Genomic DNA, 14,579 nt, shown 5'->3' with positions numbered 1-14,579 from the left:
CAAAACGAATGCAGGGGCCGCATGGCCCCTGCATCCCGGACGGACGGGTCCGGTCTTAGAAGAAGCCTGTCTTAGAAGAAGGCGGCGCGCAGGTCGTTGACGAGGTCGGTCTTCTCCCAGGAGAAGCCGCCGTCGGCCTCGGCCTCGCGGCCGAAATGGCCGTAGGCGGCGGTGCGGGCGTAGACCGGCTTGTTCAGGCCGAGATGCGTGCGGATGCCGCGCGGGGACAGGTCCACCAGCTTCTGCAGGACCTCCGACAGCCGGTCCTCGTCGACCGTGCCGGTGCCGTGGGTGTCGACATAGACCGACAGCGGCTTCGACACGCCGATGGCGTAGGAGAGCTGGATCGTGCAACGCTCGGCCAGGCCGGCGGCGACCACGTTCTTGGCTAGGTAACGCGCGGCGTAGGCGGCGGAACGGTCGACCTTGGTCGGGTCCTTGCCGGAGAAGGCGCCGCCGCCGTGCGGCGCGGCACCGCCGTAGGTGTCGACGATGATCTTGCGCCCGGTCAGGCCGGCGTCGCCGTCCGGACCGCCGATGACGAAGCGGCCGGTCGGGTTGACGTAGAAGTTCGCCTCGTCGCACATCCAGCCGGCGGGCAGGACGTTCAGGACGTGCGGACGGACGATCTCGCGCACCTCCTCCTGGGTCAGGCCGTCGGCGTGCTGGGTGGAGACGACCACCGCGGTGGCGCGCACCGGCTTGCCGTTCTCGTACTGCAGCGTCACCTGGCTCTTGGCGTCGGGGCCGAGCTGCGGGGCGGAGCCGGAATGGCGGGCCTCGGCCAGCGACTTCAGGATGGCGTGGCTGTAGTAGATCGGCGCCGGCATCAGGGCCGGGGTCTCGTTGCAGGCGTAACCGAACATGATGCCCTGGTCGCCGGCGCCCTCGTCCTTCTCACCCGCGGCGTCGACGCCGACCGCGATGTCGGCGGACTGCGAATGGACGAAGCACTTGACGTCCATCTTCTCCCAATGGAAGCCGTCCTGCTCGTAGCCGATGTCCTTCACCGCGGCGCGGGCGACCTGGACCAGCATGTCGGGGGTGATGCTCTCCGGCCCGCGCACCTCACCAGCCAGCACGATCTGGTTGGTGGTCGCCAGCGTTTCCACCGCCACGCGGGCGTAGGGATCGTGCGACAGGTACAGATCGACGATGGCGTCGGAGATGCGGTCGCACACCTTGTCCGGATGGCCTTCGGACACGGACTCGCTGGTGAACACGTAGTTGAGCTTGGCCACGACGAACCTCGGCAATGGGCGGGGGCTATTCAACAAAAGTAAATTGGGAGACCGGCGCAGCACCCACGGAAAGCCAGTCATTTTCCGTATGTGGCAAGGTTTGCGTTCCAGGTCAAGCAATCTCCCCGGGGTTGGGGGAGACCGCCGGAAATTCGCTTTAAAACGACATCGGGGAACGGGCCGGAGGGCCGCGTTCCCCAATCTTCCTGCCGTCCGGATTGCTTCCGGTTGTTCGGCTCAGGTCTCTAAACCGTGTTATTCGGCCGCTTCGACCATGCCGGAATTGGCAACGGCCTTGGTCAGCTCGAACAGGCGCTTGCGCACCGACGGGTCGTTGATGCGGTAGTAGGCGCGCACCAGTTCCAGCGTCTCGCGCTTGGCCATCGGATCCGGCTCGTAGCCGCCCGAACGCTCCTCGAAGCCGGCCGCGCCGCCTTCCTCGTCGTCAACCGGAGCCGCGGCGGCTTCCGCCGGCATGTCGTCGAAGAAGAAGGACACCGGCACGTCCAGGACGCGGCTGAGGTCGAACAGACGCGACGCGCCGATGCGGTTGGCGCCGCGCTCGTACTTCTGCACCTGCTGGAAGGTCAGGCCGATGGCCTCGCCCAGCTTTTCCTGGCTCATGCCCAGAAGGGTCCGGCGCAACCGGACGCGGGAACCGACGTGAACGTCGATCGGGTTCGGCTTTCCCGTCTTGGGACGGCCGGCAGTGGCCCGGCGGCCCCGCGCTGGCGTTGCTTGCATTGCTCTAATTCCCTGAAACAGTTGTGCAACCTTGATACGACATATCCATGTATGCAGTCAAGCGCGCCCGAGCGCTCCCGATGCGCGTGATTGAAAAAAGAGTCTCGGTTGCGCTAACTGCGATGTCGTGCGCGCAGGCCCACCGCGAAACAGGTCAAAAGAAGCAACCCAAACGCGCCGTCGCCCACACGCCCGTAGAGAGTGGGGGCGGGCAGGGCTTCCGGCAAGGCCGCATCGACCACACCCCTGTGACCAAGCGGCAGCATGGCTGTGATGCGGCCGTGTGCGTCCACCACGCCGGAGATGCCGGTGTTGGCAACGCGGACCAACGGCATCCCCTCCTCCACCGCGCGGGTCCGGGCGATGGCGAAATGCTGGTACGGGCCGGCGGTGTTGCCGTACCAGGCGTCGTTGGTCAGGTTCAGCATCCAGCGCGGCCGTCCGGCGCCATCCTGCGCGGCGGGCAGCACGGCGCCGGGGAAGATCACCTCGTAGCAGATCAGCGGGCTGACCGGCGGCAGGCCCTTGAGATCGAGCGACACCGGCCCCGGCCCGGCGGAGAACTCCGCCCCGTTGCCGGCGATCGCCCCGACCGGCAGCCAGCGGCGCAGGGGCATGTACTCGCCGAACGGCACAAGGTGGAACTTGTCGAAGCGCCCCGTCACCGCGCCGCTGCCGTCGACCGCCGCCAGACTGTTGTAATAAAGCGGCTCGCCCTCCGGTCCCGCCTCCATGCGCGGCACCCCGGTGATGAGCAGCCCGCCGGGCGGCGTGACCGACCCCAGGGCCTGGCGCAGGCGGGCGTCCTGGTCGAGGAACAGCGGCACCGCGGTCTCCGCCCAGATCACATGGGTGACCGGCTCACCGGATGAGGACACGGAGAGTTCCATCTGCTGCTGGACGTTGCGCACCCGCTCGCCCGCCGCCCATTTCAGCCGCTGGTCGATGGCCGGCTGAACGAGCCGCAACCGCACGCCGGGCACCGCCGCGTCCGACGCGCCGGCCAGCCGCAGCCCGCCCCAGGCGCCAAGCGCCGTGAACAGCGCCAGCCCGGCGGCCAGCGCCCCCCAGGCGCGGCGGCGCGGCACCGCGGCGTCGGCCAAGCCCGCCGGCAGCGACGCCACCAGCACGGTCAGCAGGCTGAGGCCGTAGATGCCGATCAGCGAGACGCCTTGCAAAACCGGCAGAAAGCCCGTCCAGCCATAGCCGACGAGGTTCCACGGGAAGCCGGTGAAGACGTGGCCGCGCAGCCATTCGAACAGCGCCCAGGAGGCGGCGAACAGGACCACCTTCCCCAGCCCCTGCCCCATCCCCCTGCCCCGCAGCACCCAGACCAGCAGCGTGGCGAAGCCGGTGAACATCGCCAGCAGGATGGGCAGCCCCGCCGCCGACAGCGGCAGCGCCCACCAGAAGCGCTCGATGTCGGTGAACAGAGCCGCGCTGATCCAGTAGAGGCCGAGCAGGTGATGGCCGAAGCCGAAGAACCAGCCCACCGCGAAGGCCTGCCGCTTGGTCCTGGCCCCGTCGAGCAGCCAGAGCAGCCCGGGAAAGGCGATCAGCAGCAGTGGCACCGCGCCGGCCGGCGGCAGGGCCAGCGTCGCCAGCCCGCCGAATCCCGCCGCCGCCAGCAGCCGGCGCCAACCGGTCAGCCCGGCCAGACCCGCGGACAGGCGGCCCAGCCGGGCCGGGGGGGTCGTCATGTCGGTGGCGGTCAAGGGGTGACACTCCGGATGCGGATGGGCTGGAGAGAGGATTGTGCCAAGCTGGGAACGACGTCACCACGAAGGCGCGAAGACACGAAGAGGGGCACAGAGAGGCTCCCGCTTCGCCGGTGGGTCCGGGGATGCGGTAGAGCCTCTTTGTGCCGTCTTTGTGTCCTTCGCGCCTTCGTGGTGAAAAACCCCGCGGGGCTTACCCGACCTCGGCCAGGGCGGAGTTCTCGGCGGGGGCGGTGCGGACGCGCAGCCGCTTGATGCGGCGGGGGTCGGCCTCGACGATCTCGAACTCCAGGCCGGAGGGATGGGTCAGCATTTCCCCGCGACCGGGCACGCGTCCGGCCAGCGAGACGACGAGACCGCCGAGCGTGTCGACCTCCTCGCGCTCCTCCTCGGTCAGGAAGGCGCCGACGCGGTCCTCGAAATCCTCGATGGAGACACGGGCGTCGGCGAGGATCGTGCCGTCGGGACGTTCGACGAAATGGGGGGTCGCCTCCTCGTCGTGCTCGTCCTCGATCTCGCCGACGATCTCCTCGACCAGATCCTCGATGGTGACGAGGCCGTCGATGCCGCCGAACTCGTCGACCACCAGCGCCATGTGCTGGCGCTTCTGGCGCATCTGCACCAGCAGATCGACCACCGGCATGCTGGGCGCGACGATGCTGAGATCGCGCACGATGTCCTTCAGCTCGACCGGCGTCCGGCTGGCCATCGCCACGAGCACGTCCTTGATGTGGACCATGCCGACGACGTCGTCGAGCGTTTCACGGAACACCGGCAGGCGGGAATGGGCTTCCTCCGCCATGCGCTGGACCAGGGCGGGGAACGGGGTGTCCACATCGACCGCCACGATGTCCGCGCGGGGCACCATCACGTCGTCGACGGTGCGGTCGCGCAGCTTCAGGATGTTGGCGAGCAAAGCGCGCTCGCCCGCCCCCAGCGATCCCTCGCCGCTGTCCTGATCCTCGATCAGGTCTTCGATCGTGGCGCGCAGGGTGGCGTCGTCGCGCCCCCCCAGGACGGTCCTCATCCACCCGCGAAACAGGTGGCCCAAGGATTGCTGATCTTCGGCCCCGTCTTCACGGGGCGTTCGACTGTCGGAAATCTCGCTCATCGGTCCGGTGGTTGTTCGTCCAAATTCGGCTCCCCGGGCGGAGAGCGCGTGGCGGCGTACGGGTCGGCGATGCCAAGGGTCGCGAGCACGTCGGTTTCGAGCTGCTCCATCTCCTCGGCCTCGTCATCCGTCTCGTGATCATACCCGAGCAAATGAAGAACGCCATGCACCACAAGGTGGGTCATATGGTCCGAAGGTGTTTTACCCTGCTCGGCGGCTTCACGGGCGACGGTCTCCCAGGCCAGGATCACGTCGCCCAGCATGACTGGCGCGTCCTCGCCCAGTTCGGGCTCCTCCGCTTCGGTCAGGGCGAAGGACAGCACGTTGGTCGGCTTGTCCTTGCCACGGTATTCGCGGTTCAGGCGGTGCACCAGCGCGTCGTCGGCCAGCACGACGGACAGCTCCGCCGGCCCCTCGTCCTCGTCGTAGGTGACGGAGAGCGCGGCGAGCGCCGCCCGTTCGCACAGCCATTCGGCATTGTCCGCCCAATCGCCCGCTTCACGTGAAACGACGACATCGACGGCCATCACGGTGTTCCCTCCGCGTCCGGCTCGTCGTCCGCGACGGCGGGCCGCCGGGGGGCGGGCTTGCGCCGGCCATCGGTGCGGTCGCTTTCGGCGCGGGCGCCCTCGGCACGGTCATAGGCGCGGATGATGCGGGCGACCAGCGGGTGGCGCACCACGTCGGCGGCGGTGAAATGGACGAAGCGGATGCCTTCCACCCCCTCCAGAATGTCCAACGCCTCGCGCAGGCCGGACTTGGTGCCGGCCGGCAGGTCGGTCTGGGAGATGTCGCCGGTGACCGCCATGCGGCCCCCCTCGCCCAAGCGGGTGAGGAACATCTTCATCTGCATGGGCGTGGTGTTCTGCGCCTCGTCCAGGATGACGAAGGCGTTGGCGAGCGTGCGGCCGCGCATGAAGGCGAGCGGAGCGATCTCGATCTCGCCGGACTCCAGCCGCTTCTTCACCTGCTCCGCCGGCAGCATGTCGTGCAGCGCGTCGTAGAGCGGGCGCAGATAAGGATCCACCTTCTCCTTGAGGTCGCCGGGTAGGAAGCCCAGCCGCTCCCCCGCCTCGACGGCGGGGCGCGACAGGATGATGCGGTCCACCTGGCCGGTGGTCAGCAGCGCCACCGCCTGCGCGACGGCGAGGTAGGTCTTGCCGGTGCCGGCCGGGCCGAGCCCGAAAACCATCTCGCTTTCCGCCAGCGCCTGCAGATAGGCCGCCTGCATGGGGGAACGCGGAGTGATGGCGCCCTTGCGGCGGGTGCGCACCGCGACCTCGCCACGGCTGAGCGTCGCCAGATTCTGGTCGCGCACCGCGCCGCCCACGCCGGTCGCCATGCGGACGGCGGCGTCCACCTCGCCGGTGCCGACGGTCATGCCGCGCTTGAGGCGCTCATAGAGGGCGTCGATGGCCGAGCGGGCGGCTTCCGACGATTCCGCCGGACCGGCGATGGTCAGCGTGTTGCCGCGGGAAATCAGGGAGACGCCCAGCTGGTTCTCGATGCGGGCGAGGTGGCGGTCATGCTCCCCGTACAGCATCGGCAGCAGCCGGTTGTCGTCGAAGTTCAGATCAATGCGTTGATCGGGACGTTGATCGGAGCGCGGGTCAGGGCGCTGATCGGGCAAGCCGTTCAAACGGTCGCCTCCACGGGTTGCGTGCCGGTGGCGGAGCTGCGGTATTCACCGGTCGCCACGCTGCCGGCAAGGCTGTTCGGATGGGCGGCGTCGACGCGCACCTCGACGATGCGGCCGAGCAGCCGCTCGTTGGCGTCGGCGTGCACCGACTGCAGATAGGGGCTCTTGCCCAGGAGCTGGCCGGCGCGCTTGCCGACGCGGTCGAACAGGACCGGCACGGTGCGTCCGACAAAGCTCTGGTTGAAGGCCTGCTGCTGCGCGTTCAGCAACTGCTGGAGCGCGGCGAGACGGGCGTCCTTGACGTCCTCCGGCAGCTGGCCGTGCTCCAGCGCCGCCGGGGTGCCGGGACGCGCGCTGTACTTGAAGGAATAGGCCTGGGCGTAGCCGACGTCGGTGACGAGGCGCAGGGTCGCCGCGAAGTCGGCGTCGCTCTCGCCGGGGAAGCCGACGATGAAGTCGCCCGACAGCGCCAGGTCCGGCTTGGCGGCGCGCAGCCGGTCGACGATGCGGCGGTAGTCGTCCGCCGTGTGCTTGCGGTTCATCGCCGCCAGCACGCGGTCCGACCCGGCCTGCACCGGAAGATGCAGGTAGGGCATGAGCTGCGGCACCTCGGCGTGGGCGCGGATGAGGTCGTCCTCCATGTCGCGCGGGTGCGAGGTGGTGTAGCGGATGCGCTCCAGCCCGTCGATCTCCGCCAGTTCGCGGACGAGCCGCCCGAGGCCCCAGCTGGTGCCGTCCGGCCCCTCCCCGTGCCAGGCGTTGACGTTCTGGCCGAGCAGGTTGATCTCGCGCGTGCCGCCGGCGACGAGGCGCCGGGCCTCCGCCACGATCTGGGCGCCGGGCCGCGAGAACTCGGCGCCGCGGGTGTAGGGCACCACGCAGAAGGTGCAGAACTTGTCGCAACCCTCCTGCACCGCCAGGAAGGCGGAGACGCCCTGGCTGGCGCTCTCGTCCGGCAGGAAGTCGAACTTGGACTCCACGGGGAAGTCGGTGTTCAGCACACTGCCCGCCTTGCGGCTGGCCTTGGCCACCATTTCCGGCAGGGTGTGATAGGTCTGCGGCCCGAACACCATGTCCACGAAGGGCGCGCGGGCGACGATCTCCTCGCCCTCGGCCTGGGCGACGCAGCCGGCCACGGCGAGGATCATCCGGCCGTCGCCGACCTCGGCCTTGACGTCCTTGAGCTGGCGCAGGCGGCCCAGTTCCGAGAACACCTTCTCGGAGGCCTTTTCGCGGATGTGGCAGGTGTTGAGGATCACCATGTCGGCGCCGTCCGGCTCGTCCACCGGCCGGTATCCCAGGGGTGCCAGGACATCCGCCATGCGGGCGGAGTCGTAGACATTCATCTGGCAACCCCAGGTCTTGATGAAGAGCTTCTTACTCAACGATCCCTTCCACAGCGCTGAACGATCCGGACCAAACGCGAATGCGGCCAAGTGTGTCTTGGCCAGCCGCGATCTCGACCAATGCAAAAACGCGCGCCTGGACGGCGCCGGCCAAGCGGCGCAATCCGGCGCGCGACCCGCCGCATCGCGGCATCGCACCCTGCCGATATGGTAGCACGACTGCGGGAAAACGAGTCAATCGTGCCCGCAGGCCGATCATTCATTTCGCGGCCCATTTCGCGGTGTGGAACGTTTCCGTCACGCTGCGGCGGGGGGCGGCGGCTTTCCGGACACCGCGCGCTCCACGCCCCGCGCCACGGCGCGCTGGCAATGATCGGCCAGGGCCTTGCGGCTGGAGAAGCCGTCGATGGTCACCGGGGGATGGAACTCCACCTCCACCGTCATGCGGCCCAGCGTGAAGACCGTCCACAGATGGGGGGCGAGATCCATGTCGCCATACCACGCGTAACAGGGACGGAAGGCGATCCCCATCGGGATGCCGTCCAGCCGCGTCGGCGCGATGCTGACCGGCTGCACGGTCAGCGGCCGGTCCCCGATGCGCCGGGCGGCCACCGCGAACAGCGCCGTCTTGAAGGGGAGCGTGCGGTTGCCGTCGCTGGAGGTGCCCTCGGGGAACAGGATCAGGCTGTCGCCGGCGTCCAGGCGGGCGCCCAATTCGTCCCGCTGCTTCTCCACCCCGGAGCGGGCCTTGCGCTCCACGAAGACGGTCTGCTGCAGCTTCGCCAGCGCCCCGAAGAAGGGCCAGCCGGCGACCTCGCTCTTCGCCACGAAGGAGCCTGGAATGACCGACCCCAGCACCGTGATGTCGAGGTAGGAGGAATGGTTGGAAACGAACAGCACCGGCCCGTCCGTGGCGCGCTCGCCGCGCACCACGACGCCGATGCCCAGGATGGCGGCGCAGACCCGGTGGTAGAAGCGCGGTATCCGGAAGCGCAGCGGCGAGCGCACAGCGACGGCCAGCGCCTGCACCGGAACCAGCAGGAGTGTCCACAGCAGATAGACCGCCAGACGCAGGCCGCCGCGCACCGGCGATCCCAGGGCGCGCGCACCGGTTGCATCCACCGCCGTCATGCCACCCGTCTCCTGATGCAATCGCGGATCACGCGATCTGGGCGTCGCGGCTGCGCCGCTCGTAATGCTTGGAATACTTGTTGGTGATCAGGTCGGTCTTCACCACGATCGACACGTCGGTGGTGTTGAACTGATGATCGATCACCGCGCCGTCGCCGATGAAGCCGCCCAGCCGCAGATAGCCCTTGATCAGCGGCGGCAGAACGGTCAGCGCGCGCTTCGGGTCGATCTGCTCGCGGGGCATCAGATCCATGCCGATATAGCGTTCCGGCAGCGCCACCGGGCGCAGCTCCTCCGGGGCCAGATGGAAGTGATGCAGGTAGGCGAGCGGTTCGGCCATCGCCACCGGGTCGGTGCCCGGCAGGCTGGCGCAGCCGAACATCACCGCGATGTCGTGGTGGAAGACGTAGGCGGCGATGCCGCGCCACAGCAGCTGCATGCTGCTGCCGCGCGTGCGGTAGGCCGCGTCGACGCAGGACCGCCCCAGCTCCAGGATTTCCCCCGGATAGCTGAGCAGGCGCCCGATGTCGTATTCGTCGCTGGAATAGAAGCGCCCGGCCTTCGCCGCCGCCGGGCGGCGGATCAGCCGGTAGGTGCCGACCACGGAGTCCGGACCGTCGCCGCGGGCGTGGTCGATGACCAGCAGATGGTCGCAAATGGTGTCGAAATCGTCGAAGTCGCGATGGCGCGCGGCCATGTCCGGCGACGGCACCGCCGACATCTCCTCATAGAAGACGCGGTAGCGCAGCGCCTGCGCCCAATCGATCTCGGCGGCGCTTTCGGCCAGCCGCACTTCGAGGGAGCCCATGCGCAGATCCGAAGAGCTGCCCTGGTCCGTGCCTGTATCAGCCATACTCGACGCTTCGCTGGCGTTGTTCGGGTCGCGGCAACCGCCGGTTCTCCTTCCGGAGCCCGGTCGGGCACGGAACAGGGATAACACGAATGGCCGGTTGCCGGTCAACCGCGACGTGACGAACCCGTCCCCGGCAAGCCCGGACTCCGGGCAAGCCACAAGGTCCGGCCCCGGCGAACGGGGACGGCGGCAAGGCGGGACGGCAATGATCACGCGGGAAGGAAGAAAAGATCACATCCGGGCGATGGGGTTCCGGGGCGGACCGAACAGCGGCGGTCCGCCGGACACCAACGCGCAAGCCCGATGGATCTTAGGCCGCGCCGCGGCGGGCGCGGGTGCCGAGACCGATCTGCTTGGCCAGCGAGCTGCGCTGGCGGGCGTAGTTCGGGGCGACCATCGGATAGTCGGCCGGCAGGCCCCAGCGGTCGCGGTATTCCTCCGGCGACATGTCGTAGGCCGTCTTCAGATGGCGCTTCAGCATCTTCAGCTTCTTGCCATCCTCCAGGCATACAATGTAGTCGGGAGTGACGGACTTCTTGATGGGCACCGCGGGCTGCGGACGCTCCTCAGTCGCAACCGGCTCGGTCCCGACATTCGCGAGTGACTTGTACACCTGCTCAATCAGCGTCGGAAGATCGCCGAGAGCGACTGTATTGTTCGAGACATGCGCCGCCACGATCTCCGTGGTCAGAGACAACAGCGCGTTGGAAGGGTTACCATTGCTCATGTAAGCTTGCTCCGCAGCTTGGCGTTCCTCTCCATATAAAGAGGTTTGTGGCCGCGTGCAATATCCATCCTTTGCTCTTAAAGAGGAAGCAGTGTACGAAAAAAAATCTCCGGATTTGTTTTTGGACATCACCAGCGAGGTGTGCCCGTTAACCTTCGTCAAGACCAAGTTGTCGGTGGAGCGCATGGCGGCCGGGCAGACGCTTGAAGTCCGGCTGAACGCTGGCGAACCCTTGGAGAATGTACCCCGATCCTTAGCCGAACTGGGTCACTCCATTCTCGCCGTAACGCCCGAAAATCCGGATGAGCCGGACGGGGTGCACCGTTTGTGGATTCAGAAAGGTTAAGGTTTATTTGTCGGTGTACGAATACCGCAACACCAGGGCGGCAACCCTTCCGTCCGCCCTGCGGTAATAGCCGGGACGACGGCCAACGGCAAAGAAACCACAAGATTTATACAGGGATTGCGCCATACCATTGTCTTCGGCGACTTCAAGGAACAGCGCCGTGGCGCCCAGCGCCCGGGCGCCGTCCAGCGCCGCCGCGACCAGCCGCCGCCCGGTGCCCTGCCCCCGCGCGTCGGCCCGGACGCCGACGGCGATGATCTCGCCATCCTCCGCGGCCACCCGCGCCAGCAGGAAGCCGACCGGATCGTCGCCCTCCGCGCCCTCCCGCAAGGCCAGCGCGGCGAAGAAGCCGGGCTGGCCGATCAGGCTGGCGACCGCCTCGCCGCTCCAGGGATCGTCGGGAAAGCAGACCTGCTGCAAGGCCGCGATCACCGCGGCGTCGGCAAGGCCGGCGGCCTGAAGCCGCACCGGATGGGACGTCCGGGGGCTGGACACCTCGGGCGGGGCCGCCGTCATGCCGTCTTCCGCGGCAGGGAGACGTCGGGCGGACGCAGGTAGTAGGGCTGGGCCGGCAGACCGACCTCCCGCCGGGCGCCCAGGGCGGCGACCACGGCGGCGTCGGGGGTGCCCGGCCCGGCGGCGAAAGCGGTGTCGGCACGCCCTTCCAGAAGCGGGCGCAGCGCGGCCGCGCCATCCCCGGCGATCAGCAACGGCGCGGCACCGGCTTCACCGGCAAGCAGCCCGTCCAGCCAGCCCGGCACCGCGGCGGGCTCCAGCATCGCCGGTTCGCCGAACGGCGTCAGGTCCGGGTGGAAGAGTTGCAGGAACGGCTCGGTGCGGCGGGAGTCCACGGCGACCAGCACGGCGCGGCCGTCCCGCTCGGCATCCGGCAACCCATGAACGACCGCGTCGAAGCTGGTGATTCCGACCACCGGCAGCCCGGCGGCCAGGGCGAAGCCGCGCGCCGCCGCCAGCGCGATGCGCAGGCCGGTGAAGGCGCCCGGCCCGACGGTCACGGCGATGCGGTCCAGCGCGTCGAAGGCGCAGCCGGCCTCCGTCATCACCGCTTGCGCCAGAGGCACCAGCGCTTCCGCCTGCCCACGCGCCATCGGCTCGCGCCGCCGCACGGTGACGGCGCCGTCGTCCCACAGCGCGGCGGAACAGCCGGAGGTCGCCGTGTCCAGTCCCAGAACTCTCATCGCCTCACACGCGTCGTCAGATCCGCCATCTTCAAAGCCCCACTTCAAGCCTGGGTCAAGAGCGTGATAGACAGCCCCGACCTTCCCTGACGGCATGGATCATGCTCACACCCATCGCACCACCGGACTTCGACGTCGACATCGAGCTGCTGTACGCCACGCCGGACAACCTGACCGGGGTCCCCATCTACCGGCACCCGCATTGCCTGCTGCACCCCGACGCGGCGGCGGCGCTGCGCGCGGCGATCCGGCTGGCCCGCGGCATCGGCTGCCGGTTGCGGCTGTACGATGCCTTCCGCCCGGTCGAGGCGCAATGGGCCTTGTGGCGGGCGCTGCCCGATCCGTCCTACATCGCCGATCCGTCGGGCGGCTCCACCCATTCCCGCGGCGTCGCGGTGGACCTGACGCTGACCGACGGGTCCGGGCGCCCGCTGGACATGGGCACCGGCTTCGACGACATGACCGAACAGTCCCACCACGGCCGCACCGACCTGACCATCGAGCAGCAGCGCAACCGCGCCGCCCTTCTCGGCGTCATGACGGCGGCGGGCTGGCGGCATTACAGCTGCGAGTGGTGGCACTATCAACTGCCGGACGAGCAGCGCTACCCCCTGCTGACCGACGCGGCCCTGGGCGGGCTGATGATGGGCTGATCAAAAGGCCTCATGTCCGAGGGGTTGTTGCAAGGCTGCATCACGAAACCACGCGAAGCACAGAGTATGTGTTGCGGACTTGTTCCCGGCGGCGTGCCTGTGCCACACCAGCCGTGGCGCAGCCCGGACCCTCGTCCGGCCGCGCGACCGTTCCGGACCCACGACAGGCCGCCATGCCGTTCCGCCGCGCCGCCACCCTCTTCGCCGTGGCCGCCGCCTGGGCCTTCCAGGCCTTGGCGGGGAGCCCCGGCGTTGCGGCAGACGGAGCCACGAACACCGCCGTCGTCTTCGCCTACGACCGCTTCGGCGAGGACCAGACCCCGTCCATCAGCATCCGGATCGACCAGTTCGAAGCCCATCTGGACGAGCTTCAGGACGGCGACTATCAGGTCCTGCCCCTGCCCCGCATCCTGGAGGCGCTGCGCAGCGGCGCGCCGCTGCCCGACCGGACGGTGGCGATCACCATCGACGAGGCCAGCCGCTCCGCCTACCGCGAGGCGTGGCCGCGGCTGAAGGCGGCGGGTCTTCCCTTCACCCTGTTCGTGGCGACCGACGCCATCGACCGCGGGTCGCCCGCCCACATGACCTGGGCGGAGGTGCGGCAGCTCGCCGCCGCCGGGGTCACGCTCGGCGGGCTCGGCGCCTCCACCCAGTCGCTGGTGTCCCGCCCCGCCGAGGAGGTGAAGGCGGAGCTGCGCCGCATGGCCGACCGGCTGCAGGCGGAGACCGGCCAGCGCCCCACCCTGTTCGCCTACCCGCAGGGCGAGGTGTCGTCGGCGCTGCGGACCATCGTGACGGAGCAAGGCTTCGCCGCCGCCTTCGGCCAGCAGTCGGGCGTCCTGCACCCGCAGGCCGACCGGGCGACCCTCCCCCGCTTCGTGATGAACGAGAGCTTCGGCAGCGTCGACCGTTTTCGGCTGGCCGCCAACGCGCTGCCGCTGCCGGTGACCGACCTGACGCCCGACGATCCGCTGCTGACCGTCAACCCGCCGTCGATCGGCTTCACCGTGTCGGACGAGATCGGCGACATCGCGCGGCTGGCCTGCTTCGCCGCCGGCCAGGGCCGGACGGCGCTGGAGCGCGTGACGGAGGACCGGGTGGAGGTGCGCATCCGCGACCCCTTCCCGCCGGGCCGCACGCGCGTGAACTGCACCCTGCCCGCCCCCGAGGGACGGTGGCGCTGGCTGGGCATGCAGTTCGTCGTTCCGGAATAAAACAGCCGGAATAAGCGGAGAAACACCGGCGGGCGCGGCCTGTGCCGGCCACGCCCGTCCGGTGGATGCCGTCAGCGGACGGCGCGGACCTCGACCACCTCGGGGATGTAGTGGCGCAGCATGTTCTCGATGCCGGCCTTCAGCGTGGCGGTGGAGCTGGGGCAGCCGGAGCAGGCCCCCTTCATCTCCAGATACACCACGCCTTCCTCGAAGCCGTAGAAGGTGATGTCGCCGCCATCCTGGGCCACCGCCGGGCGGACGCGGGTGTCCAGCAGCTCCTTGATCTGGGTGACGATCTCGTCGTCGTCCGCGCTGGCGGCGTGGCCGTCGCCGGCCGCCTCTTCCAGAAGCACCGGGCGGTTGGCGGTGAAATGCTCCATGATGACGCCGAGGATCGACGGCTTCAGCAGGAACCACTCCTTGTCGCCGGCCTTGGTGATGGTCACGAAGTCGGCGCCCAGGAACACCCCCTGGACCCCATCGATCTCGAACAGCCGCTGGGCCAGCGGCGAAGCGGCGGCACCATCGCGGGACGGGAAGTCCGCGGTGCCGCGTCCGAGCACGTCACGCCCCGGCAGGAACTTGAGAGTCGCCGGGTTGGGCGTCTGCTCGGTCTGAATGAACATGGTGATATCCTCCATCGGCGCCGAACAACAC

16 protein-coding genes are annotated in these 14,579 nt (G+C 68.9%); 3 read left to right on the top strand and 13 right to left on the bottom strand.

The window, feature by feature from the left end; translation table 11 throughout:
* Nucleotides 1–71 precede the first annotated feature (71 nt).
* The 10 genes from metK to Sp245p_RS01395 all read right to left on the bottom strand — a co-directional run bounded on the left by metK (nt 72) and on the right by Sp245p_RS01395 (nt 10,510).
* Nucleotides 72–1,241 (bottom strand): methionine adenosyltransferase, encoded by a 1,170-nt coding sequence (gene metK, locus Sp245p_RS01440; protein WP_014238855.1) that lies wholly within the window; start codon nt 1,239–1,241, stop codon nt 72–74.
* Nucleotides 1,242–1,496: 255 nt separating this feature from the next.
* Nucleotides 1,497–1,985 (bottom strand): helix-turn-helix domain-containing protein, encoded by a 489-nt coding sequence (locus tag Sp245p_RS01435; RefSeq protein WP_014238857.1) that lies wholly within the window; start codon nt 1,983–1,985, stop codon nt 1,497–1,499.
* A 113-nt stretch (nt 1,986–2,098) separates the two neighbouring features.
* Complete coding sequence (gene lnt / locus Sp245p_RS01430) at nt 2,099–3,700, bottom strand: apolipoprotein N-acyltransferase (protein ID WP_014238858.1); 1,602 nt, start codon at nt 3,698–3,700, stop codon at nt 2,099–2,101.
* Between the two features lie 196 nt (nt 3,701–3,896).
* Nucleotides 3,897–4,814, bottom strand: coding sequence for a hemolysin family protein (locus Sp245p_RS01425; protein ID WP_038530302.1), 918 nt, complete (start codon nt 4,812–4,814; stop codon nt 3,897–3,899).
* A complete protein-coding gene (gene ybeY / locus Sp245p_RS01420; protein WP_014238860.1) occupies nt 4,811–5,341 on the bottom strand; it encodes an rRNA maturation RNase YbeY in 531 nt (176 codons plus the stop codon). The genes Sp245p_RS01425 and ybeY overlap by 4 nt, the downstream gene beginning before the upstream one ends.
* On the bottom strand, nt 5,341–6,444 hold the full coding sequence (locus Sp245p_RS01415; protein WP_014238861.1) for a PhoH family protein: 1,104 nt from the start codon (nt 6,442–6,444) through the stop codon (nt 5,341–5,343). Before Sp245p_RS01415 ends, ybeY begins: the two co-directional genes overlap by 1 nt.
* 5 nt (nt 6,445–6,449) lie before the next feature.
* Nucleotides 6,450–7,838, bottom strand: a complete 1,389-nt coding sequence (gene miaB, locus Sp245p_RS01410; protein ID WP_041810836.1) for a tRNA (N6-isopentenyl adenosine(37)-C2)-methylthiotransferase MiaB — start codon at nt 7,836–7,838, stop codon at nt 6,450–6,452.
* Between the two features lie 258 nt (nt 7,839–8,096).
* Nucleotides 8,097–8,930, bottom strand: coding sequence for a lysophospholipid acyltransferase family protein (locus Sp245p_RS01405; protein ID WP_014238864.1), 834 nt, complete (start codon nt 8,928–8,930; stop codon nt 8,097–8,099).
* 28 nt (nt 8,931–8,958) lie between these two features.
* A complete protein-coding gene (locus Sp245p_RS01400; protein ID WP_014238865.1) occupies nt 8,959–9,783 on the bottom strand; it encodes a GNAT family N-acetyltransferase in 825 nt (274 codons plus the stop codon).
* Nucleotides 9,784–10,093: 310 nt separating this feature from the next.
* Entirely contained in the window at nt 10,094–10,510 is a 417-nt protein-coding gene (locus Sp245p_RS01395; RefSeq protein ID WP_014238866.1) for a Ros/MucR family transcriptional regulator, read from the bottom strand.
* A gap of 55 nt (nt 10,511–10,565) precedes the next feature.
* Here Sp245p_RS01395 and Sp245p_RS01390 point away from each other — a divergent pair, with 55 nt between their 5' ends.
* Entirely contained in the window at nt 10,566–10,856 is a 291-nt protein-coding gene (locus Sp245p_RS01390; protein WP_014238868.1) for a sulfurtransferase TusA family protein, read from the top strand.
* Between the two features lie 3 nt (nt 10,857–10,859).
* Here Sp245p_RS01390 and Sp245p_RS01385 read toward each other — a convergent pair whose 3' ends face one another.
* A complete protein-coding gene (locus Sp245p_RS01385) occupies nt 10,860–11,372 on the bottom strand; it encodes a GNAT family N-acetyltransferase (protein ID WP_014238869.1) in 513 nt (170 codons plus the stop codon).
* On the bottom strand, nt 11,369–12,055 hold the full coding sequence (gene tsaB, locus Sp245p_RS01380) for a tRNA (adenosine(37)-N6)-threonylcarbamoyltransferase complex dimerization subunit type 1 TsaB (RefSeq protein WP_014238870.1): 687 nt from the start codon (nt 12,053–12,055) through the stop codon (nt 11,369–11,371). Before tsaB ends, Sp245p_RS01385 begins: the two co-directional genes overlap by 4 nt.
* A gap of 101 nt (nt 12,056–12,156) precedes the next feature.
* Here tsaB and ddpX point away from each other — a divergent pair, with 101 nt between their 5' ends.
* Both ddpX and Sp245p_RS01370 read left to right on the top strand, forming a co-directional pair.
* Nucleotides 12,157–12,708, top strand: coding sequence for a D-alanyl-D-alanine dipeptidase (ddpX, locus tag Sp245p_RS01375; protein ID WP_014238871.1), 552 nt, complete (start codon nt 12,157–12,159; stop codon nt 12,706–12,708).
* A 173-nt stretch (nt 12,709–12,881) separates the two neighbouring features.
* Entirely contained in the window at nt 12,882–13,922 is a 1,041-nt protein-coding gene (locus Sp245p_RS01370; RefSeq protein WP_014238872.1) for a polysaccharide deacetylase family protein, read from the top strand.
* Between the two features lie 71 nt (nt 13,923–13,993).
* On the opposite strand, the gene Sp245p_RS01365 is transcribed toward Sp245p_RS01370, so the two are convergent.
* Complete coding sequence (locus tag Sp245p_RS01365; protein ID WP_014238873.1) at nt 13,994–14,548, bottom strand: NifU family protein; 555 nt, start codon at nt 14,546–14,548, stop codon at nt 13,994–13,996.
* Nucleotides 14,549–14,579 lie beyond the last annotated feature (31 nt).

It is taken from the genome of Azospirillum baldaniorum (assembly GCF_003119195.2).
Lineage (GTDB): Bacteria > Pseudomonadota > Alphaproteobacteria > Azospirillales > Azospirillaceae > Azospirillum > Azospirillum baldaniorum.
This window is presented reverse-complemented; position numbering and strand designations above follow the sequence as displayed.